This is a genomic window from Bifidobacterium sp. MSTE12 (genome assembly GCF_000513015.1).
Taxonomy (GTDB): Bacteria; Actinomycetota; Actinomycetes; order Actinomycetales; family Bifidobacteriaceae; genus Bifidobacterium; species Bifidobacterium dentium.
In genome coordinates, this window is sequence record NZ_AZYA01000003.1 from 56,907 (window position 1) to 77,794 (window position 20,888).

General features: G+C 59.1%; 19 protein-coding genes and 1 tRNA gene. 5 read left to right on the forward strand and 15 right to left on the reverse strand.

Annotation, left to right across the window (positions count from 1 at the left end; genetic code table 11):
- Window positions 1-25: 25 nt before the first annotated feature.
- A complete protein-coding gene (locus HMPREF1494_RS00365; RefSeq protein ID WP_034518242.1) occupies window positions 26-1,276 on the forward strand; it encodes an MFS transporter in 1,251 nt (416 codons plus the stop codon).
- A 90-nt stretch (window positions 1,277-1,366) separates the two neighbouring features.
- Here the strand turns inward: HMPREF1494_RS00365 and HMPREF1494_RS00370 are convergent, their stop codons facing one another.
- Genes HMPREF1494_RS00370 through HMPREF1494_RS00380 form a run of 3 tightly spaced genes read right to left on the reverse strand, consistent with a single transcriptional unit; the run spans window position 1,367 to window position 4,270 of the window.
- Complete coding sequence (locus tag HMPREF1494_RS00370; RefSeq protein ID WP_003840307.1) at window positions 1,367-2,809, reverse strand: NAD(P)(+) transhydrogenase (Re/Si-specific) subunit beta; 1,443 nt, start codon at window positions 2,807-2,809, stop codon at window positions 1,367-1,369.
- On the reverse strand, window positions 2,810-3,115 hold the full coding sequence (locus HMPREF1494_RS00375; RefSeq protein ID WP_003809446.1) for an NAD(P) transhydrogenase subunit alpha: 306 nt from the start codon (window positions 3,113-3,115) through the stop codon (window positions 2,810-2,812).
- Window positions 3,116-3,124: 9 nt separating this feature from the next.
- A complete protein-coding gene (locus tag HMPREF1494_RS00380) occupies window positions 3,125-4,270 on the reverse strand; it encodes an NAD(P) transhydrogenase subunit alpha (RefSeq protein ID WP_012902118.1) in 1,146 nt (381 codons plus the stop codon).
- A 247-nt stretch (window positions 4,271-4,517) separates the two neighbouring features.
- Here HMPREF1494_RS00380 and HMPREF1494_RS00385 point away from each other — a divergent pair, with 247 nt between their 5' ends.
- A complete protein-coding gene (locus tag HMPREF1494_RS00385) occupies window positions 4,518-6,554 on the forward strand; it encodes an AMP-dependent synthetase/ligase (protein ID WP_012902117.1) in 2,037 nt (678 codons plus the stop codon).
- A 218-nt stretch (window positions 6,555-6,772) separates the two neighbouring features.
- Here HMPREF1494_RS00385 and era read toward each other — a convergent pair whose 3' ends face one another.
- From era to HMPREF1494_RS00415, 6 genes are all read right to left on the reverse strand, one after another.
- A complete protein-coding gene (gene era, locus HMPREF1494_RS00390; RefSeq protein WP_034518245.1) occupies window positions 6,773-7,774 on the reverse strand; it encodes a GTPase Era in 1,002 nt (333 codons plus the stop codon).
- The gene (locus HMPREF1494_RS00395; protein ID WP_034518250.1) at window positions 7,767-9,188 is read right to left on the reverse strand and encodes a hemolysin family protein; all 1,422 of its coding nucleotides are present in this window, start codon (window positions 9,186-9,188) and stop codon (window positions 7,767-7,769) included. Before HMPREF1494_RS00395 ends, era begins: the two co-directional genes overlap by 8 nt.
- Window positions 9,189-9,220: 32 nt before the next feature.
- Window positions 9,221-9,766, reverse strand: a complete 546-nt coding sequence (gene ybeY / locus HMPREF1494_RS00400; RefSeq protein ID WP_003841893.1) for an rRNA maturation RNase YbeY — start codon at window positions 9,764-9,766, stop codon at window positions 9,221-9,223.
- Complete coding sequence (locus HMPREF1494_RS00405) at window positions 9,756-10,898, reverse strand: PhoH family protein (RefSeq protein WP_003840319.1); 1,143 nt, start codon at window positions 10,896-10,898, stop codon at window positions 9,756-9,758. Before HMPREF1494_RS00405 ends, ybeY begins: the two co-directional genes overlap by 11 nt.
- Before the next feature lie 43 nt (window positions 10,899-10,941).
- On the reverse strand, window positions 10,942-11,277 hold the full coding sequence (locus tag HMPREF1494_RS00410; protein WP_003840321.1) for a histidine triad nucleotide-binding protein: 336 nt from the start codon (window positions 11,275-11,277) through the stop codon (window positions 10,942-10,944).
- A gap of 75 nt (window positions 11,278-11,352) precedes the next feature.
- Window positions 11,353-12,150, reverse strand: a complete 798-nt coding sequence (locus HMPREF1494_RS00415; protein WP_012902115.1) for a 16S rRNA (uracil(1498)-N(3))-methyltransferase — start codon at window positions 12,148-12,150, stop codon at window positions 11,353-11,355.
- Between the two features lie 120 nt (window positions 12,151-12,270).
- On the opposite strand from HMPREF1494_RS00415, the gene HMPREF1494_RS00420 reads away from it, so the two are divergent.
- The 3 genes from HMPREF1494_RS00420 to glgC all read left to right on the forward strand — a co-directional run bounded on the left by HMPREF1494_RS00420 (window position 12,271) and on the right by glgC (window position 14,673).
- Window positions 12,271-12,357 (forward strand) — tRNA-Leu (locus HMPREF1494_RS00420).
- 56 nt (window positions 12,358-12,413) lie between these two features.
- A complete protein-coding gene (locus HMPREF1494_RS00425; protein WP_034518378.1) occupies window positions 12,414-13,280 on the forward strand; it encodes a TrmH family RNA methyltransferase in 867 nt (288 codons plus the stop codon).
- A 148-nt stretch (window positions 13,281-13,428) separates the two neighbouring features.
- Window positions 13,429-14,673, forward strand: a complete 1,245-nt coding sequence (gene glgC / locus HMPREF1494_RS00430; RefSeq protein WP_003840326.1) for a glucose-1-phosphate adenylyltransferase — start codon at window positions 13,429-13,431, stop codon at window positions 14,671-14,673.
- A gap of 133 nt (window positions 14,674-14,806) precedes the next feature.
- On the opposite strand, the gene HMPREF1494_RS00435 is transcribed toward glgC, so the two are convergent.
- The 6 genes from HMPREF1494_RS00435 to sufB form a co-directional block, all read right to left on the reverse strand.
- Window positions 14,807-15,397: a metal-sulfur cluster assembly factor gene (locus tag HMPREF1494_RS00435; RefSeq protein WP_003840329.1), complete on the reverse strand. Its 591-nt coding sequence runs from the start codon at window positions 15,395-15,397 to the stop codon at window positions 14,807-14,809.
- Between the two features lie 124 nt (window positions 15,398-15,521).
- Window positions 15,522-16,073, reverse strand: a complete 552-nt coding sequence (sufU, locus tag HMPREF1494_RS00440) for a Fe-S cluster assembly sulfur transfer protein SufU (RefSeq protein WP_034518256.1) — start codon at window positions 16,071-16,073, stop codon at window positions 15,522-15,524.
- A gap of 6 nt (window positions 16,074-16,079) precedes the next feature.
- Window positions 16,080-17,354, reverse strand: a complete 1,275-nt coding sequence (locus HMPREF1494_RS00445; protein WP_034518259.1) for a cysteine desulfurase — start codon at window positions 17,352-17,354, stop codon at window positions 16,080-16,082.
- Window positions 17,351-18,130, reverse strand: a complete 780-nt coding sequence (gene sufC / locus HMPREF1494_RS00450) for a Fe-S cluster assembly ATPase SufC (RefSeq protein WP_003840334.1) — start codon at window positions 18,128-18,130, stop codon at window positions 17,351-17,353. The genes HMPREF1494_RS00445 and sufC overlap by 4 nt, the downstream gene beginning before the upstream one ends.
- Window positions 18,131-18,149: 19 nt before the next feature.
- Window positions 18,150-19,373, reverse strand: a complete 1,224-nt coding sequence (gene sufD / locus HMPREF1494_RS00455; protein ID WP_034518262.1) for a Fe-S cluster assembly protein SufD — start codon at window positions 19,371-19,373, stop codon at window positions 18,150-18,152.
- A gap of 5 nt (window positions 19,374-19,378) precedes the next feature.
- Window positions 19,379-20,833 carry a Fe-S cluster assembly protein SufB gene (sufB, locus tag HMPREF1494_RS00460; RefSeq protein WP_129879423.1) on the reverse strand — a complete coding sequence of 485 codons (1,455 nt, stop codon included), beginning with the start codon at window positions 20,831-20,833 and terminating at the stop codon, window positions 19,379-19,381.
- Between the last annotated feature and the right edge of the window lie 55 nt (window positions 20,834-20,888).

The window sequence follows — 20,888 nt, forward strand, 5'->3', positions numbered from 1 at the left end:
CACATCCTCACCAGAAAGGTCCTCCATGTTCAGAGAAACCCGATCCCCTCTACTTACCTCTACGTTCATTGCATTGGTCGCAGGTCAAGGCATCTCGCTATTCGGCAACACCATGCTACGATTCGCCATGTCGATGTGGGTGCTGGATGCGACCGGTTCCCCGACGGCCTTCGCGACGGTACTTGCGGTTTCCGTCATCCCGACGATCATCATCGGCCCTTTTGGCGGCGTACTGTCCGATCGCATCAACCGACGCACCATGATGGTGGGGCTGGATGTATTATCCGGTATCGTCACCGTTCTCTCGCTGATCTGGATCACCCGGGTAGGCTTCAGCATCACCGTCATTGCGGGCGTGCAGATCACCTTGGCCGTTCTGGACGCTTTGGAGACGCCGACCGTACAGGCGGCGCTCCCTCAGATGTTCAAACGTTATGGCGCAGGGACCTTGCGGCAAGGCATGGCCGTCATCAATCAGGTGCAGCAGCTCAGCAATCTGATTCCCAGCTTCATAGGCGGTATCTTGTATGCATGCTTCGGCATCCGTCTCATGATGACCATTACCGCGCTCTGCTTCGCAGTGGCGGCCCTCGTCGAATGCCGCATCCATCTCGAATCCCCACGTGCCGAGTCTGACGGGGAAAAGCCGTTTTCGCCTATCGGCGACCTGAGAATCGCCTTCCTGTTCCTGATTCGCGAGCAACCGGCACTACTGAGACTGATTGCGCTGTGTGCGTGGCTGAATTTCATTCTGGTCGGTTTCAGTTCGGTGAGTTTCCCGTTCATCGTACGGAACACGCTCGGTTTCGACGCTGCCGTCTACGGCACCTGCGACGGCATCGTCGGCATTGCGGGCCTCATCGGCACGTTCGTCGCCGGGGTATGCGCAACGCGCCTACGGCCCCGGCATGCCTCTCTTTCGCTATGCATTGAAGGTCTTCTGATCCTGCCACCGGCCATCTCGTTCATGATGCCGGTCGATGCATGGACGCGACTGCTGGTACTCACCGGCTGTTTGGCGATTGGTATGGTCGCCGTTGATTTCCTGAACCTCATCACGTTTCCGACCATCCAATTCAAGACCCCGGAATCCATGACCGGCAAAGTGATGGCCTTGGTCACCTCCGTGGCCACATGCTCCCAACCACTTGGACAGATGGCATACGGCTGGCTGCACGGATGCCTGCCAGTCTGGCTGATCCTCTTGGGTTCGTCACTGGCGATTCTGCCGTTCGCCGCAATGGCGCGTCCGATGTTCGACGAGCTCGAGTCATAGCCCACAGATACAACAAGGTCCTCCCCCTAGGGGGAGGACCTTGCATGATCGGCATATGCATCCCCAAGCGGATAACGCTTCGTTATGATGCTAGTTGATCAGTTCCTTGACGGCAGCGATGACGGCCTGCAGGCTCGCCTTGGCGTCGCCGAACAGCATCTGCGTGTTGTCTTCGAAATACAACTCGTTCTGAATGCCGGCGTAACCGGTGCCACGGCCACGCTTCATGACCACCACGTTCTGCGCCTTGTCCACGTCGAGGATCGGCATGCCGGAGACCGGGGTGCCCGGCTTGCGGGCAGCCGGATTGGTCACATCGTTGGCGCCGACGACAAGGGCGACATTGGCCTGCGGGAACTGCGGATTGATGTCATCCAGATCGACGAGCTCCTCGTACGGCACGTTGGCTTCGGCGAGCAGCACGTTCATATGACCGGGCATACGGCCAGCCACCGGGTGGATGGCATAGGAGACCTCGACGCCATGGTCCTTGAGGAGGACGCCAAGATCGGCGAGCTCGCGCTGCGCCTGAGCCTGGGCCAGACCGAAGCCCGGCACGAAGATGACCTTCTCGGCATAGACCAGCTGCACGGCAAGATCATCGGCGGAGGTCTCCTTCATGGTACCCTCCGGACCTTCGCCTGCGGCGACGGAGCTGGATCCGCCGAAACCGCCGGCCAGCACGGACAGCAACGGACGGTTCATGGCCTTGGACATGGCGATGGACAAGGTCACGCCGGCCGCGCCGACGAGGGCGCCGGCCACGATCAGGGCGATGTTGTTGATGGCAAGGCCGGACATGGCCACTGCGGTACCGGTGCATGCATTGAGCACGGAGATGACGACCGGCATATCGGCGCCACCGATCGGGATGACGAAGACGAGGCCGTAGCACAGAGCGAACACGGTGGCGAGAATCGACCACAGCAGACGCTGTTCCGGCTGCACGCACAGCATTACGAAGGAGGCGACGGTCAGGATGATGAACACGACGTTCCAGACGCTCTTGCCCGGCAGGGTGAGCTTCTTGATGAACTTGATGCCCTGCAGCTTGCCGGCTGCGATAAGAGAGCCGGAGAACGTGACGGAACCGATGACGATGCCCAGACCTGCGGTGATCAGCACCACGAGGGACGGAGCGCCATCGGAGGTCAGGATGTCGTTCAACGCCACGAGCGCCGCGGCGCCACCGCCTACGGTATTGAACACGGAGACCAGCTGCGGCATGTCGGTCATCTGCACTTTCTTTGCGGAGACCACGCCGGCGACGGCACCGATGACAATGCCTACGATCAGCACGACTACGGCCACGGAGTGCTTGAATCCGTTGGAGACCTCACCCGCGAACAGCACGATGAACGCCATGACGACAGCCATGGCCATGCCGATCGCGGAGACCATGTTGCCCTTGCGAGCGGTCTTCGGGGAATTCATCAGATGCAGACCGATGACAAACATCACGGCGGCCAGCAGGTAGACGAACCATTCGACGACACCGAGCGGAGTGCTCAGCATTTCGGCCAGAGTACCCATTTATTTGGCCTCCTCTTCCTTCTTCTTGCCCTTATCGGACTTGAACATCTCCAGCATGCGGTCGGTGACCACGTAACCGCCTACGACGTTCATGGTGCCCAGCACGGCGGCCAGGAAGATGAATACCCAGGCGAGCGGACTGGTGGCATGCGCGGCGACGATGACGACGCCGGCAATGACAATGCCATGGATGGAGTTGGCGCCCGACATGAGCGGGGTGTGCAAGGTGGCAGGTACCTTGCCGATGACCTCTACGCCGATGAGCAGCGCGAGGACGAACAGCGTGATTGCAACGACGATATCCATCGTTCTTCCTTACTCTTCTTCCTTCTTGGCTTCTTCGCCGCGGCCGGCGACGACCATGGCATTGTCAAGTTCCTCATTGAGATCGATGACGAGCCTGCCATCACGTACGAAGTGCGCGAGCACGTCGGCCACATTGCGGCTCAGCAGGTTGGACGCGGTGGTGGCCACGCCACTTGCCAGGTATGGCGCACCGATGATGGTCACGCCGCCTTCGGTCACCTGGGTGCCGACGGCCGAACCCTCGACATTGCCGCCCAGATCGCTGGCGGCACAATCGACGATCACGGCACCGCGGTGCAGACCCGCCACACCGGCGCGGGTCAGCAGGACCGGAGGCTTACGTCCCGGAACCTTGGCCGTGGTGATGACGATATCGAATCCGGCGGCCTTCTGGTCGACGGCGGCCTGCTGCTGAGCCTGCTCCTCGGCGCTCAGCGCACGGGCGTAACCGCCTTCGCCCTGCCCCTTGGAGAAATCAAGACCAAGATCCAGGAATTTAGCGCCCAGCGATTCGACTTCACCCTTGGAAGCCGGACGGACGTCATACGCGGTCACGACCGCGCCAAGACGCTTGGCGGTGCCAATGGCCTGCAGTCCGGCGATGCCGGCACCCAGGACGAGTACCTTGGCCGGTCGTATGGTGCCGGCGGCGGTGGTCATCATCGGCAGGAAGGAGCCGTACGCGTCGGCGGCGACGATGGCGGCCTTGTAGCCCATCACGGAGTTCTGCGAGGTCATCTCGTCCATGGACTGAGCCGAACTCAGCTGACGCGGCAGCTTTTCCATGGCGACGCCGACCAGGCCGGCGTTGTCAAGTGCGGCCACGTAATCGGCGTCGGTGAACGATCCGAGCATGCCGATGACCCACGTGCCCCTCTTCACGCGGCTCAGCAGCTCATTGCTTGGGCGATCGACAAAACCGAGCACATCGGCGCGTGCAATCACGTCGGCGGCGGAGACGACCTGTGCCCCGGCCTTGACATAATCCGCATCAACGTAATGCGATGCGGCTCCCGCACCGGATTCGATCAGGCACGTAACGCCTGCCTTACGCAATCTTGTTACGATATCCGGTGTCAGAGCAACACGGGACTCGTGTTCGGAGGTCTCGTTGAGCACTCCGAAGGCCACGGTGGCTTCTGGTGTTTCAGCCATAGGTGCCCTTTCTTCCTCGTTAAAGAAATCTATTGAACAGATACAGCGCAACAGTGTAACGTAGGTCACACCTATCCCGGAGCGAAATTTCATCTGTCGAATATGAGGCATCTGTCGAATATGGCCCAAAACGGCGCAATCATAACACTTCCTTACGCTACCGTAAGGTGACGTGTCGCGGTTGAGGGATTATCATTCCTACACAGATACCAAGTCATATATTGTAAGTAGGGCCAAGGAGCGTTACGTGTCTGTCATCACCTCGTTAAGCAAGCAAGCCGCCAATCTCACGCAGAAGGCGTTGCGTCTGGGAGGTGATTTCGTCCATCCGGTCAGCGACGACTCCGGCAACACCCCCGATTACAACGATCCCGACACCCTCGTCTCGACCGACGACCATATCGATCTGCCCCATACCGCACAATGGGGGCAGAATTTCCTGTCAACGACCTTCCTTGACCCCGAAACGGGCCTGCTGACCACGAAAACGGAAGGCAACCCGCCGTTGGATGATGGCATGTCCATCTACGACATCTACGCGGATCGCGCCGAACGCATGGGTGACGAGCCTCTCTATACCTATAAGGAGAACGGCGAGTGGATCACCAAGACCGGCAACGAGGTCCTTGCCGAAATCCGCGAAACCGCAAAGGGTCTGCTGCACTACGGCCTGCGGAAAGGCGACGGTGTGGCGTTCATGTGCCGCACCTCATATCAGTGGGATATCTTCGACGCGGCGGTCATGGCCTGCGGCGGCGTGCTGGCGACCATCTACGATACCGATTCCGCCGAGCAAATTCGTAACATCGTAAACAATTCCGATGCCCGTCTGCTGGTTGTCGAGACCAAGGACATGCGCGACAAGGCCGACGGTGCGGAAGATGAGTGCCCGACGCTGGAGCATATCGTATGTTTCGAAAACGGTGGCCTGGATGAGATCAAGGCATACGGTTCCGTCGTAAGCGACGAGGAACTTGACGAACGCATTGATTCCGTTCACAAGACCGATCTGTGTTCCATCGTATATACTTCCGGTTCCACGGCGGCCCCCAAGGGCGTGGAGATGACGCACGAGCACTACTGCACCACCGCATTGAACCTGCCGGAATACATGCCCGACCTCTTGCGCAACAGCAGGCACACCGTGTTGCTGTTCCTGCCGCAGGCGCACTCCTTCGCACGTGCCATCAACTACATTTGCGTGGCCAGCCAGCTGCACATCTACATCGCGCAGGGCATCAAGACGCTGATCACCGACCTGCAGGTGGCCAAGCCGACCGTGATGATCGTGGTTCCGCGTGTATTGGAGAAGGTGTATAACGCCGCATCCCAGAAAGCCGGTCACGGTGCCAAGGGCGTGGCGTTCGCCGCGGCCGTGGTCGCCGCGCAGAACTATATGAAGGAAGTCAGCGCCAAGGGCAAGGCCGGAGCGTTGGCCAAGGCACGTCGAGCGGCGTTCGACCCGATGGTCTATGCCTCGCTGCGCGAAGTGCTCGGCGGCCGCGCCAAGTGGATCGTAGCCGGCGGCGCTCCGCTTGATCCGGAACTGATGGCGTTCTTCCGCGGCGCAAACGTGCCGGTATATGAGGGTTATGGTCTGACCGAGACCACCGCGCCATGCGCTTTCAATCCGGTGGGTGTACCGTACCATCAAGGCTCCGTCGGCATCGCGTTCCCCGGCTTTGAGTTGCGTATCGCCGAAGACGACGAGATTCAGGTCAGAGGCACCGCCGTGTTCCCGCGCTACCACAAGAACGAGGAGGCTTCCGAGGATTCCTTCGTCGAAGACGGCTGGTACGCCACGGGCGACCTTGGCCGCATCGATGATGATGGTTTCCTGTATATCATCGGTCGTAAGAAGGACCTGATCATCACTGCAGGCGGTAAGAACGTCTCCCCCGGCCCGATCGAAGAGGTCATTCAGCGTTGTGAGTTCGTGTCGCAGGCGTTGGTGCTTGGCGACAAGCGCCCCTTCATCTCCGCACTGATCACGCTGGATGAGGAGTCGCTTCGTCCGTGGCTGGAAAGCAAGGGGCTCAACCGCGACATGCCGCTTGAGGAAGCCGCGAACAATGCGGCGGTACGTGCTGAAGTGCAGAAGTGGGTCGACCAGGCCAACGAGGGCGTATCCCGCGCCGAATCCGTGCGTAAATTCATCATCCTACCGGAGGAGTTCACTCAGGAAAACGGTCTGATGACCGCTTCCATGAAGGTGATCCGTCCGAAGGTGATCAAGCGCTATTCCACCCTGCTCAATACGCAGATGTACACCAAGAAGAAGTGATCACTTCGTATCATGTTGTGATCGTCATGATGGAGGCCTTCGCGACATGACGATCACCCTGCAATGTCGTTCCGCCGCGAAAAACATGAAAAGAATCGCGGCGGAACGACATTGTCGTATCGCAAAATGTCGTTTCGTGCGGACCACCACCATGTTTCCCGCGCGAAACGACATTCTTCGGTAGTAGGCGACACGTTATCCGAGCGCCACGAAGCAGATCAGAAGCCCAACTTCTCGAGCTGCTTAGGATCCGACTGCCAGCCCTTGGCGACCTTGACATGCAGGTCAAGCCGGGCCTTCCGGCCGACGATGCGGTTGACCGGAGTGCGCAGCTTCTTCTTGACACGTACCAGATGCTCCGCACCCTTGCCGATAATGATCGGCTTCTGCGAATCACGCTCCACATAGATGGATACGATCACTTGCGCCTTGCCGTCATAGGCCATGCCACTCTCGTTGTCTTCCGGATACTCGATGGAATCCACGACCACGGCCAGCGAATGCGGCAACTCGTCGTCCAACTCCTCAAGGAACGCGCCACGCACCAGTTCGGCGATGGTGTCTTCCGGACGTTCCTCGGTAATCTGCTCGGCGGGGTACATCTGTGGGCCTTCCGGCATGTTCTCCACAAGCACGTTCCTGACTTCGGACAGATTGTCGTGTTTCAGCGCACTGACCGGCACGATATCGGTGAAATCAGCGAATTCGTTGATTTCGATGAGTTTGTTGATCAGCCCTTCACGAGAAAGCTCGTCGATTTTGGTGACGATGGCGATCAAAGGCACCTTCCACTTGAACGTGCCGTCATCGCGCTTCGCCGCGAATTCGGAACGCAGTCGGCTGAGGATACGCTTATCGCCGGGGCCGATCTCCTGATCTCCCGGCAGCAGGAACGCGATGGCATCCACGTCTGCCAGGGACTCGTCGACCACGTCATTGAGACGCTGGCCGAGCAGCGTACGGGGTCGATGAATGCCAGGGGTATCCACCAGCACGATCTGCGCGTTATCGGTGGTGAGAATGCCTCGGATGGCCTTACGCGTGGTTTCCGGACGGGATGACGCGATGGCGATCTGCGTGCCGATCAATGCATTGATAAGCGTGGACTTGCCCACATTCGGACGTCCGACCACGGCGACGAATCCGGAACGATATGGGACAGGCGCTGCGGAATCCGCGGAGGTGGAGGTGGAGTCGGTCATATCGTGTGGGTCAGTCATGCTTGTCCTTGGAATCCTTGTCGTTACTCGACGCCTGATCGGCAGCGTCGTTCGGTTCTTCGTTCTGGTGTTCAGTTTCGTCCACGCCCTCGACGTGCGCCGGTTCCACCACAATGGTGGACACCTTCTTACGCCGTCCGGCGGAGTTCACCGCAGTCAGTCTCAGGCCACGGGTCACCGCGGATGCGCCGACGATCGGCACGCGTCCCAACAGCTTGGTCAACAGGCCGTACACCGTGTCGACATCATCCTCATCGATGTCGATTTCGAAGATCTCCTCAAGATCGGCGATGGTGGTACGGGCCGGCATGCTCCACTTCTTCTCCCCCAGTCTTTCGGGTTCGGCATGTTGGGTGCGGTCATGTTCGTCTTCAAGCTCGCCCACGATCTGTTCGATGGTGTCTTCGATGGTGACCAAACCGGCGATGCCGCCATACTCGTCCACCACGACCGCCACATGCTGACGCGTGCGTTGCATCTGATGGAATAAATCGTCGACCGGCTTGGATTCCGGCACCAGCATCGGATCGCGTACGATCGATTCCACATCGCGGGACAGCGCAGCCGGATTGAAGGCGGTCGCCCGTACCGCATCCTTGAGATAGGCGATGCCTACCAGGTCATCGACGTCGTCGCCGATGACCGGCACCCGGGAGAAACCGGAACGGGAACAGAGTTTCAGCATGTTCTCCAATGTCTCGTCTCGTTCGACGCAGATCATATCGGTGCGAGGCACCATGATTTCGCGGGTCAGGGTTTCCGAGAGCATGAGCACATTGCGTAGCATTTCGGAAACCTCTGGATCGAAATCGTTCGCTTCGACCAAGCGGTCGATGGTTGCACGTCCCTGTTCGAGCTGGATCTTCTCCAACTCCTCATCGTCGGAAAGGTCGCCATTACGGCGCTTGGAATCCTGCTGCCCTCCGATTTTGGCGAATGGCGTCAGCATGGTCGCGACCGACACCGCATTGGCATGTTGCAGCATGATGTCCACAGGCTTGGACGCTCCCGCGCTACGCGGACGCACCAGCAACGAAATCACGGCCACGATCAACGCGAAGACGAATCCGCATAGCAGCTCGGACCACAACGGTGCATCGAACATCACCGCGATGCATGCCACTAGCACGCCGTCGAGCACATTGCAGGTGATACGAAAGAACGCGCAGGATCCTGCCGTCGCGTATCGATCGGAAACCAGTCGCTGCACCTTATGGATGCGCTTGATCTTCTTGCCCCTGATGAATGGCGAGATTTCGGAGTCCGTCTGAATCTCAAGAATGAGATTGTTCAGGCTGGCCCTGGTTACACGCGCCACCGCACCTTCGGTTGCCGCCATCGACAGCGACAGCCATACCAGCAGCAACGCCACGATAATCAGCACGGCGATGATGACGATGGTCATGCCTTCCATGGTTGTCGTTCCTCCCACTATGCCTGCATGGGCTATTTGGCGATCTGCCGGCCGGAACCATGCTCACGGTCCCATTCGGCAAGCGCATCCGATGCGCCGGCGGGTAATGTCGCCTGTGCGCCGACACCCTGCCGGAGTGCGAAAAACGTCAGTAGCAGTTGCCGTTGCAGACCGAACATCTGACGTTCCTGCTCCGGGGTCACATGATCGTATCCGAGCAGGTGCAGAATACCGTGGATGGTCAGCAGCATCATTTCCTCCATGGTACTGTGGCCGGCTGCGAGCGCCTGCTGCGCTGCGACCCATGGACAGATTACGATGTCGCCGAGCACGCCTTCCATGACGGTCCGCCCGTCTCCGGGTCGCAGTTCGTCCATGGGGAAGCTCATCACGTCGGTGGGACCTTCAAGATTCATCCAGCGCATGTGCAGCTGGGCGATCGGATCGGGATCCACGAACATGATGGTCAGGTCGGACTGCGTGCTGACACGCATCTGGTCCATCACCCAGACGCCGAGGTCCGAAAAGACCTTGCCGTCGACCTGCCAGATGGTTTCGTTCGTGACTTCAACGCTCATCGGCGTGTTCGTTCCTTTCGGTTGTTTCGATCTCGTTGCCGTGCCTGCGTCCCTGTCTGCTGTGATCTCCGGCGATGGCCGCATGCCGGTCGTAGGCCGCGACGATTTTGCCTACCAAGGCATGCCTTACCACATCTTCCGGCTGAAGGTGGGCGAAAGCGATGTCGTCGATGCCGTCCAGGATGCGTTCGATGGTGGCGAGTCCCGACTTGGGCACGGTCAGATCGACCTGCGTCACGTCTCCGGTGATGATCATCTTGGTGTTGAAACCAAGTCGGGTGAGGAACATCTTCATCTGTTGTTCCGTGGTGTTCTGCGCCTCGTCGAGAATCACGAACGCATCGTTGAGCGTGCGTCCACGCATGTAGGCGAGCGGAGCGACTTCGATGGCGCCGTCATCCATATACCGCTTCAGCTGGTCGGCCCCAAGCATGTCGGATAACGCATCGTACAATGGGCGCAGGTATGGGTCGACCTTCTCGTTCAATGTGCCGGGCAGGAAGCCGAGGTTCTCTCCCGCCTCCACGGCCGGTCGCGTCAGAATGATGCGACGCACCTGCCGATCTTGGAAGGCTCGTACGGCCTTGGCCACGGCCAGATAGGTCTTGCCGGTGCCTGCCGGACCGATGGCGAAGGTGATGGTATGCGATTCGATGGCGTTGACATAGGCGATCTGCCCGGCTGTCTTCGCGCGTACCGGCTTGCCCAAGGCGAAGGTGATGACTCCCGGAACATGCGGCTTACGTCGATCGGCGGTTTCGTCACGGGCAATGGCCGCGCCCTGCGCATGCTTCTGCAGACGCAACTCCTCCACCACACGCCCGTGTCCGGGATGGGATTGCCGCACGGAATTCTTCAGTACGTTCTGGTCAAGCATGCGCCGCACGGTATCGGCATCCATCGGAGCCGTATACGCGGCCTGAATGATGTCGGCGAGCACATCTTCGGCCTGCGCCGCCTGCGCCTCAGACTGCTTGGAACGTGACATGATCGCGATGCGATCGCCCCGTACGATGATGGTCAGATCGGGAAATGCCCTCTCGACTTCGCGGAGCACCTCGTCGATCGGGCCGAGAACCGTCACCGGATCGAGCTGCCGGGGAATCGTGATGGTACGTGTAGTGGTAGCCACAAAACCTCTTCTTATGTTTTGACGTCGGAAAGCGGAACGGGAACTATTCGTCGAGCTTCTCACCGGTCAGCACGTGGGCGTGCACATGGAATACGGTCTGGCCGGCATCGAGACCGGTGTTGAAGATCAGACGGTAGTCACCATGGAATTCGTCGTCGGCAATCCGCTGCGCGACCTTGACCATATGCGCCAGCTGATCGGCATCATCGGCAGCCAGTTCGGCGACGTTCGCATAATGCTCACGCGGCACGATGAGTACATGTACCTTGGCTTTCGGATTGATATCCCTGAACGCATAGGTGGTGTCATCCTCATACACCTTTTCGCTTGGAATCTCACCGGCAATGATTTTGCAGAACAGGCAATCCGAATCGCTCATGACGCTCCTTCGTTTCGTTTGCGAACCTTTGCCTCCATGCTATTGCCCAACCGGGATAAACCCCATACAGCGGCGTCACGCGAAGCGACCCAGCGCGCGGGCAAGCAACGACAACGCGACGGGCCCCGCCGTCGAAGCCCTCAGAATGTTGTTCCCCAACACGCACACTTCGGCGCCGGCCTCGGTGAAGGAAGCGACTTCGGCATCGCTGATGCCGCCCTCCGGACCGACCACCACATAGATGGTACGCCGACGGCCGTCTTCCAGGCACTTATCCGACAGACCGGCAATGGCCTGCTCGATTTGAATCCAGGTTTTCGTGGCATCCTGATGCAGAATGATCACCAAGTCCCCGTGCACGCAGGCGCGCCTGCAGATGGCGACCACCTGCTTGCTGGTCACGCACTCCCCCAATTCGGGAGACCAGGAACGACGCGACTGTTCCGTCGCCGCGACCAGTACCTGACGCCACTTCCTATCCGTGCGCCCCGCTTTCCACTTGGCGATGGAACGGTCGGCCTGCCATGGAATCACCTCATCCACGCCGATCTGCGTGGCGGTGTCGATGGCCTGTTCGTCATGGCCGGTCTTGGCCAATGCCTGCACCAATGCAAGCCTGATGGTCGGCTGGGATTCCCTGCCGAATCGCAGCACTTCCGCTATGCCTTGCTGCGCATCACGCAACACGGCATGAATGCGAAGCCCTTTGCCATCGGACAGCTGCAGTTCGTCGCCGTCCTCCAAACGCATGGCCTGAATCGCATGACGTCGTACCGAAGCGGGCAACGTCAACTTCCAACCGGCATTGAGCTCGTCGCTGTTCACCGGCACGTCATCATGTTCCGTATCAAGCAGGAAAAGGGCTTCAGTCATAGCTCCCGAGCCTATCATCACCCCATGCAATGCCGGCGACAATCGAGCGACACGCCGAGACTTGCACGGCTGAAATCAGCTGCTATAGTTTTCATTCGTTGCCGCGAGCAACAAGCACCTGTCCGGGTGGCGGAATGGTAGACGCGCTAGCTTGAGGTGCTAGTGCCTATTTATACAGGCGTGCGGGTTCAAGTCCCGCTCCGGACACCGGATAAACCCCTTGGAAACAAGGGGTTTTCTTGTATCTAGCGAAAGCCGGCGAAATGCAGTTCATCCATCTTGATTCCATCGACGACGAGCGTGTCGCCGCCTACACCAATCTCACTGAAATCCAGTTGCGCAACAGGTTGGAGCCGAGCAAGGGACTGTTCATCGCCGAATCACCCAAGGTGATCGACCGCGCCTTGGCATCCGGACGCGAGCCGATCTCACTGCTGGTCGAGGAACCGTGGATCGATGGCATGTCTCGGACCTTCGCCTGCATCGACGAACATTGGGGCGGAGACATTCCCGTGTATGTGGCGTCTCCGGAACAGCTCAAGCGGCTGACCGGATATCGTCTGCACCGTGGCGCGTTGGCCGCCATGAGGCGTTGGACCCTGCCGAGCGTCGAAGAGGTATGCCGTGGGGCGCGGCGCATCGCGGTGATGGAGAACATCGTCGACCACACGAACGTCGGTGCGCTGATGCGTTCGGCCGCGGCCCTTGATGTCGATGCCGTGCTGGTCACCCCCTCCTGCGGCGATCCGCTGTATCGAAGGGCCGCACGTGTGTCGATGGGTACGGTGTTCCAGATTCCGTGGACCCGCATCGGCGGCGATGACAAACATTACTGGCCATTCACCGGCATGCGGGAACTGCATGATCTTGGTTTCACCACCGTGGCCATGGCATTGGAGGATGATTCCGTCTCCCTGGACGAACTGGTACGCAGACTCAACAACGGGCCGGCCGAGACCGACCATATCGACAGGCTGGCGTTGATCTTCGGCACCGAAGGGGATGGCCTGTCGCATCATACGATATCCCATGCGGACCTCACCGTGAAGATTCCCATGAGCCACGGTGTGGACAGCCTCAACGTAGCGGCTTCGAGCGCCGTGGCTTTCTATTCAACCGCAATTCGCTGAAAAGTCTTGAAAAAGTTCGAGACTCGCGGGGCGAATGCCTTGCAAGTTGCAGAAAATATGCAATTATTGTGTGCGTAGGCGGTTTGCGAAGAAGCATTCCGAACGAAGTTGTGCGGTGTCGATATGACGCTCTAAGAGAGGAGTTCTCATGGCGAAGAATCCGAAAATTCTTTCCATCGTACTTGCAGGTGGCGAAGGCACGCGTCTAATGCCCCTGACCCGGGATAGGGCCAAGCCGGCCGTTCCGTTTGGCGGCGTGTTCCGTCTGATCGATTTCCCGTTGAGCAATCTGGTCAATTCCGGTTACATGCAGACCGTCGTGCTCACCCAGTACAAGTCACATTCGCTTGACCGCCATATTTCGACGGTGTGGCGCTTCTCGCCGCTTCTGGGCAACTACGTCTCCCCTGTGCCGGCTCAGCAGCGACTTGGCAAGCACTGGTATCTGGGTTCCGCTGACGCCATCTACCAGACCATCAACATCATCGAGGACGTACAGCCGGACATCGTGGTCATCGTCGGCGCCGATCACGTGTACCGCATGGACTTCCAGCAGATGGTGCAGCAGCATATCGATTCCGGCGCGGAGTTCACCGTGGCCGGCATCCGTCAGCCAATCAGCCAATCCAACCAGTTCGGCGTGATTGAGGTCGACCCAGAGCATCCGAACATGATCAAGAGCTTCCAGGAGAAGCCGCAGACCACCACCGGTCTGCCGGATGACCCGAATTCCATCCTCGCTTCCATGGGCAACTACGTAGCCAACACCGATGCTCTGTTCGAGGCCCTGTCGCTTGACGAGAAGGCCGAGGACACCAAGCATGACATGGGCGGTGACATCGCCCCGTACTTCGCGGCCCGCCATGAGGCCGGCGTCTATGATTTCAATTCCAATGAGATTCCGGGGGCCACGCCGACCGATCACGCCTACTGGCGCGATGTGGGTACGTTGAGGCAGTTCTACGATGCACATATGGACCTGATTTCCTATGTGCCCGAATTCAACCTGTACAACACCGAATGGCCGATTTATACGCTGTCCGGCAACCTGCCGCCGGCGAAGTTCGTCCATGCCGGTCGCGATCGTCTGGGTCATGCCACCGACTCGATCGTCTCCCCGGGCGTCATCGTCTCCGGTGGCGAGGTGCATCATTCCGTACTGTCGCCGAATGTGCGCATCCACTCGTGGTCGCAGGTCGTCGATTCGATTCTGTTCGACAATGTGACCATCAACCGTCGTGCACGTGTATACAAGGCCATTCTCGACAAGAATGTCGTGCTGACCGAAAATTCGACCGTCGGCATCGATACCGAGCATGATCTGGCCCGTGGCTTCACGGTCACGCCGGACGGCATCACCGTGGTTCCGAAGGGCACCGTCGTCGACGACTGACGCTCCGCAACACGAACAAAAAGGCGTGTTCCCGAACCAATCGGGAGCACGCCTTTCTTCATCTGCACAAACCATTGCATCATGGCACAGGCCGCAACGCAATCACATTGTTCCGGAAATCACCGGCGAACAATCAGTATTTCGGCAGATTATCGAAGCTGAAACCGATGGCCGCCAGCTGCTCGCGGCCCTCCGGCGTAATCTTCTCCATGGTCCAGCGAGGCTGCCATGTCCAATCGATGCGGAATTCCTCGACCAGACCTGCCAAGGTGCTGGCGCATTCGTCTTCAATCAGATCGGTCAATGGACATGCCGGCGTAGTCAGCGTCATGGTGATGATGGCACGACCAAGTTCATCGATTTCGATGCCATAGACCAATCCCAGATCGATCACATCGATACCGAGTTCCGGGTCGATGACCTGGTGCAGGGCCTCCTTCACATCGGCTGCGGTCGCGCGGCCGATCTCGTCGAAGGCCTTCAGCGAGATTCCGTCATCCTGCCCGTCTTCACAGCCGCAAGCTCCGGCATGGTCACCGCATCCGCAGGCATCCTGCTGCGGAGTCTCCTTATGTTCGACTTCCACCGGCTTGCCATCCTTGAATCCTTTGGCCAGATTAGGGTTAAGCATGACGCGACGCGCAGCGTCTTCGTCATTGTCCAAAGCCTTGGCCACGGAATCAAACACGGAGGCCTGCGGCTCGGGCACCAGGTTTTCGCTCATTGTCGCTCCATTACACTCACGGATAATGCTGTTGAGTAGATTATCGCTTCGGGGGCGGGTTTGTCATCGGCGTTTCGTTCATCGCCGAACACAGCCCCACCGGGGACGCCGACGTGCCGCCGTATCAGCTCGTGGCCGCCAAAGCCTTGGCCACGGAATCCTTCATGCCTTCCCAGCCGAGCAATGCGCATTTGATGCGCATCGGATACTTGGAAACACCTTGGAACACGATGCCGTCTTCCAATTCCTCCTCGGCATGCTCATCGTCAAGACCTTTGCCTCGTGATTCCATCAACCGATGAAAGGTATCGGCCAGATGCATGGCTTCGTCGACGCTTTTGCCTTCGACGAGGTCGACCATTACCGACAGGCTGGCCTGCGAAATGGAGCAGCCGTGGCCGTCCCATACCAGACGCTCGATAGTGTGAGGTTCGTTGTCGGAAACCTCGACATGCACGGTCGCTTCGTCGCCGCAGGTCGGATTAAACTGGTGGGATTCGCCGGGCGTGCAGTACTCGTGACTCGCCTGTACGATGGTATCCCCTGCCTGCGAGGCGTTTTCCGACGCCAAATCAGGCGCAAAATGCTCCTTGCCGTGCGGATCACGGGCCGCCTCAAGAATGACTTCCTGATACATCTGCTCGAGATCGTCGCCGGACATTGCAAATTCATTCATACTGGTTTACTTAACTCCAAAGAACGGACGGACCTGTTTCACCGTTTCGATAAGCGCCTGCGCATCCTCAACGGCATTGTAGATGCCGCTGGACGCACGGTTGGAAGCATACACGCCGAAATGCCGGTGCACCGGCTGCGCGCAGTGGTGGCCGACGCGGATGGCGATGCCCTGCGCATCGATGAACTGGCCGACATCATGGGGATGCACGCCCTCCACCTCGAACGCGATCGTGCCGATGCGACGCTCATTGCTGCGCGGTCCAAGAATGCGGACACCTTCGATGTCGCCAAGCGCGAGCAGTTCGTCGGTGATGGTCCTTTCATGCGCTTCGAGATTCTCCATGCCGATGGACATCAACCAATCAGCGGCCACGCCCGCGGCCACGACTTGGGCGACCGGCTGGGTACCGGCCTCAAAACGTGCCGGAGGTTCCATGTACCGCGCTTCCTGGTCCATCCATGCGAGTTCTACCATGGATCCGCCGAAATTCGCCGGCGGTAGGGCTTCGAGCATGTCCCGCTTGCCATAGAGAAAGCCGACACCGGTCGGACCGTACATCTTGTGTGCGCTCCACGCGGCGAAATCGACATCCAGAGCATGGAAATCGACTTTCAGATGCGGTACGGACTGGCATGCGTCAAGTATGAACGCCGCGCCTACCTCATGCGCACGCCTGATGATGGGTGCGATATCGGTGATGGCACCGGTGGTGTTCCCCACATGCGTGACGGCGACGATTTTCGTGCGTTCGGTAATCACCTCGTCGGCGCTATCGGAACGGATACGACCCTCATCGTCCAAATCGAACCACTTCAGGCTGGCTCTGGTGCGGGCCGCCAGTTCCTGGAATGGCAGCAACACCGAATGATGCTCGGCTTTGGACACCACGATCTCGTCACCCGGCTTGAGGGCGAAGCGTTTGGCCGCCGCTCCTCCACGACCGAGCGAGGCATTGCCGAAGGCCGTGGCCAGCAGATTCAGCCCTGCGGTCGCGCCGGAGGTGACGACGACCTCCTCCTCGCCTTCCGCCGCATTGGCGCCGACCAGCCGGGCCATCTTGGCGCGGGCCTCCTCGAACGCCATGGTGCTGCGCGCGGCAAGTTCGTGGGCACCGCGGTGCACGCCGGCGTTGATCGTCCTATAGAATTCCGCCTCCGCGTCAATCACGCACTGCGGTTTCTGCGAGGTCGCGGCGGAGTCCAGATACACCAACGGATGCCCGTGAATCTGCTGGTCCAGAATCGGGAATTCCTCACGAATCGCTGCAAAATCCGTCATGCCAGCGCGCTTTCGGAATCGGCGCCTTCCGGCAGATATGCGTCGTAGCCCTTCTCTTCGAGTTCGTCGGCAAGTTCCGGACCACCCGTCTTGACGAAATGTCCTGCGGCGAACACATGTACGATGTCAGGCTTGATGTACTTAAGGATTCGGGTGTAGTGCGTCACCATGAGAATGCCGAACTGATTGGCCTCTTTGGCGCGGTTCACCCCTTCTGAGACAATGCGCAACGCATCGACGTCAAGGCCCGAGTCGGTTTCATCAAGGATGGCGAACTTAGGCTTGAGCAGTTCGAGCTGCAGTACTTCGGCACGCTTCTTCTCGCCACCGGAGAAGCCTTCGTTCACGGAGCGGGTGGCGAATTTCGGATCCATTCTCAGACGCTTCATGGCTTCGGTCAGTTCCTTGGTCCACGTGCGAATGGCTGGTGCCTTGCCGTCGACTTCGGTCTTGGCGGTGCGCAGGAAGTTGGTCATGGACACACCCGGAACCTCGACCGGATACTGCATGGCGAGGAAGATGCCGGCCTTGGCGCGCTCGTCCGGAGTCATCTTGAGGATGTCCTCTCCGTCGAGCAATACCTGGCCGGAATCGACGATGTACTTCGGATGGCCGGCCAACGTATAGGCCAGCGTGGATTTGCCGGAACCGTTGGGGCCCATGATGGCGTGGGTCTCACCGGAGTTGACGGTCAGGTTCACGCCTTTGAGGATCGGCTTGATGCCATCCTTGGTTTCGACGTGCGCATAGAGATCCTTGATTTCAAGAGTTGACATGTTATGCTCCTACGATTCCTTACTTCTCTTCCAATACCTGCGCCATCGCGTCGCTTTCGCCGCGTGTCAGACGCCTGTCGATGACGGTCATCAGATGCTCGGAGATGGCGGGAATGCCGATCTCCTCGACGAGTTCGCCAAAGAAGCCGCGAACCACGAGCTTGCGTGCCTCGACCTCCGGAATGCCGCGGGATTGCAGGTAGAACAGCTCCTCATCGTCGAACCGTCCGACGGACGATGCATGGCCCGCGCCGATGATATTGCCATTCTCGATTTCGAGGTTCGGTTCCGAATCGGCGATCGCGCCCGGCGTAAGCACCAGATTGCGATTGAGCTCATAGGAATCGGTGCCCGGCGCGGTCGGCGCGATCAGGGCATTGCCCACCCATGTGGAGTGCGCATCCTTGCCGTCAAGCGCACCTTTATAGACCACACGGCTTCTGCATTCGGGATGGTTGTGCACGATCATGGTGCGATGTTCGATGTGTTCGCCCGGATCCACGAAGTAGATGCCGAGCATGTTGAGATCACCCTGCTCGCCGCCGAAGTCCTGATCCATGCGGATGCGAACCACGTCGCCGCCGAGCGTCACCACGGAATGACGCAACGAGGCGCCCTCCCCCATGTGAATGCGCTGATTGCCGACCTGCTTGGAACCCTTGTTCCACTCCTGAATGAACGTGGTGGAGATGTGCGAATCCCTGCCGGTGGAGATTTCCACGCCTTCGGCGATGCGGGCGTCGCCGTCATGTTCCACGACCACATCGGCATGCGCATGGTCCGCGGCGATGATGACCAGATGGAAGGCGTCCATATCAAAGCCATTGCCGTGCACTTTGACCAGTACCGGCTGTTCGATCTCACCTTCGAGTTTCAGCACCGTCGCCTGCTTGCCGGAATTCCACTCCACGGCGGAGACGCGGTCATTCGGCTTGGAGACGATGCCGGTACCGGCATCGCCCAATGCGACCCGCTCGAAGGTCGCGCCATCGGCCAATGGCGCTCCGTCAATCATGCTGACGGAGATTTCGGTATCGCCGGAAGGCTGGAACGTGTCGAAGAATTCCTCAACACGTTCAACCGGCGTATAACGCCAATCCTCCTGGGTGCGATCGGGCTTGGCGAAGGCCTCCACGTCGAAGGAGCGCGGCGCGCGGTCGGCCGAGGACGGCATGGCCGCCGGATTCGCATACGAATCGTTCGGATCCGCGACGGGAATGTTGATTTCCTGAGTTTGTGCCATGGTGATCAGCCCACCGATCCTTCCATCTGCAGTTCCACCAGTCGATTCAGCTCGAGTGCGTATTCCATCGGCAGCTCGCGGCTGATCGGCTCCACGAAGCCACGCACGATCATGCCCATGGCCTCGTCTTCGGAAAGGCCACGGCTCATCAGATAGAACAACTGGTCTTCGGAGACCTTGGAGACGGTTGCCTCATGCGCCATGGACACGTCATCCTCACGTACGTCCACATGTGGGTAGGTGTCGGAACGGCTGAATTCGTCGACCAGCAATGCATCGCACACGGTCGAGTTCGAGGAGCCCTCCGCGCCCTTGACGATCTTGACCAGCCCACGGTAGGCGGAACGGCCGCCGCCGCGGGAAATCGACTTGGCTACGATGGTGGAGCTGGTATGCGGGGCGAGATGGATCATCTTCGCACCGGTATCCTGATATTGCCCCTTGCCGGCGAATCCCAGGGACATGGTGCTGGCCTTGGCGTACGGTTCGGCGAGGATGCAGGCCGGATATTTCATGGTGGCCTTGGAGCCGATGTTGCCGTCGACCCACTCCATAGTGCCTCCCTCACGTACGTAGGCACGCTGGGTCACCAGATTGTACACGTTGTTCGACCAATTCTGCACGGTGGTGTAGCGCACGCGGGCATGCGGCTCCACGAAGATCTCCACCACACCGGAATGCAACGAGTCGGTGGAGTAGATCGGAGCGGTGCAGCCTTCCACGTAATGCACATAGGAGCCTTCGTCGGCGATGATGAGCGTACGCTCGAACTGGCCCATATTCGGCGTGTTAATGCGGAAATAAGCCTGCAGCGGGATGTCGACATGCACACCCTTGGGCACGTATACGAACGATCCGCCCGACCATGCGGCGGTGTTCAGCGCCGAGAACTTGTTGTCGTTGCTCGGAATGCATTTGCCGAAGTATTTCCTGACGATTTCCGGATACCGCTGCACGGCGGTGTCTGTGTCGACGAAGATCACGCCCTGATCCGAAAGCTCCTTCTGGATCGAGTTGTAGATGACTTCGGATTCGTACTGTGCGGCGACGCCGGAAACAAGGCGGCTCTTTTCGGCTTCCGGAATGCCCAGCTTGTCATAGGTGCTGCGGATTTCCTCAGGCAGCTCGTCCCAGGTCGTGGCCTGTTTGTCGATCGGCTTGACGTAGTACTTGAAATCGTCCGCGTCGAAATCCTTCAGATCGACGCCCCATTGCGGCATCGGACGATTGATGAAGTCACGATACCCCTCAAGTCGCTTCTCCAACATCCATTCCGGCTCGTTTTTATCGGCGGAAATGGCACGTACCACGTTCTCGTCGATGCCTTTCTTCGCCGCTTCGCCCGCGAAGTCCGTATCATGCCAGCCATAGGTGTAGTCACCGAACTGCTGGATGATTTCATCATCCTGTTTGATCTTGTCTTCGTTCACACGCGAACGATCAGCCACATACTGACTCATCTCCACGTCAGCCGCGGCGTTAGGCGCTTGGTTTTCTGCCACCGTACGCTGCCTC

Coding starts and splice junctions, on each gene's coding strand:
- HMPREF1494_RS00365 (WP_034518242.1), top strand. CDS start 26: ATGTTCAGAGAAACCCGATCCCCTCTACTTACCTCTACGTTCATTGCA.
- HMPREF1494_RS00370 (WP_003840307.1), bottom strand. CDS start 2,809: ATGGGTACTCTGGCCGAAATGCTGAGCACTCCGCTCGGTGTCGTCGAA.
- HMPREF1494_RS00375 (WP_003809446.1), bottom strand. CDS start 3,115: ATGGATATCGTCGTTGCAATCACGCTGTTCGTCCTCGCGCTGCTCATC.
- HMPREF1494_RS00380 (WP_012902118.1), bottom strand. CDS start 4,270: ATGGCTGAAACACCAGAAGCCACCGTGGCCTTCGGAGTGCTCAACGAG.
- era (WP_034518245.1), bottom strand. CDS start 7,774: ATGACTGACCCACACGATATGACCGACTCCACCTCCACCTCCGCGGAT.
- HMPREF1494_RS00395 (WP_034518250.1), bottom strand. CDS start 9,188: ATGGAAGGCATGACCATCGTCATCATCGCCGTGCTGATTATCGTGGCG.
- ybeY (WP_003841893.1), bottom strand. CDS start 9,766: ATGAGCGTTGAAGTCACGAACGAAACCATCTGGCAGGTCGACGGCAAG.
- HMPREF1494_RS00410 (WP_003840321.1), bottom strand. CDS start 11,277: ATGAGCGATTCGGATTGCCTGTTCTGCAAAATCATTGCCGGTGAGATT.
- HMPREF1494_RS00415 (WP_012902115.1), bottom strand. CDS start 12,150: ATGACTGAAGCCCTTTTCCTGCTTGATACGGAACATGATGACGTGCCG.
- HMPREF1494_RS00425 (WP_034518378.1), top strand. CDS start 12,414: ATGCAGTTCATCCATCTTGATTCCATCGACGACGAGCGTGTCGCCGCC.
- glgC (WP_003840326.1), top strand. CDS start 13,429: ATGGCGAAGAATCCGAAAATTCTTTCCATCGTACTTGCAGGTGGCGAA.
- HMPREF1494_RS00435 (WP_003840329.1), bottom strand. CDS start 15,397: ATGAGCGAAAACCTGGTGCCCGAGCCGCAGGCCTCCGTGTTTGATTCC.
- sufU (WP_034518256.1), bottom strand. CDS start 16,073: ATGAATGAATTTGCAATGTCCGGCGACGATCTCGAGCAGATGTATCAG.
- HMPREF1494_RS00445 (WP_034518259.1), bottom strand. CDS start 17,354: ATGACGGATTTTGCAGCGATTCGTGAGGAATTCCCGATTCTGGACCAG.
- sufC (WP_003840334.1), bottom strand. CDS start 18,130: ATGTCAACTCTTGAAATCAAGGATCTCTATGCGCACGTCGAAACCAAG.
- sufD (WP_034518262.1), bottom strand. CDS start 19,373: ATGGCACAAACTCAGGAAATCAACATTCCCGTCGCGGATCCGAACGAT.
- sufB (WP_129879423.1), bottom strand. CDS start 20,833: ATGAGTCAGTATGTGGCTGATCGTTCGCGTGTGAACGAAGACAAGATC.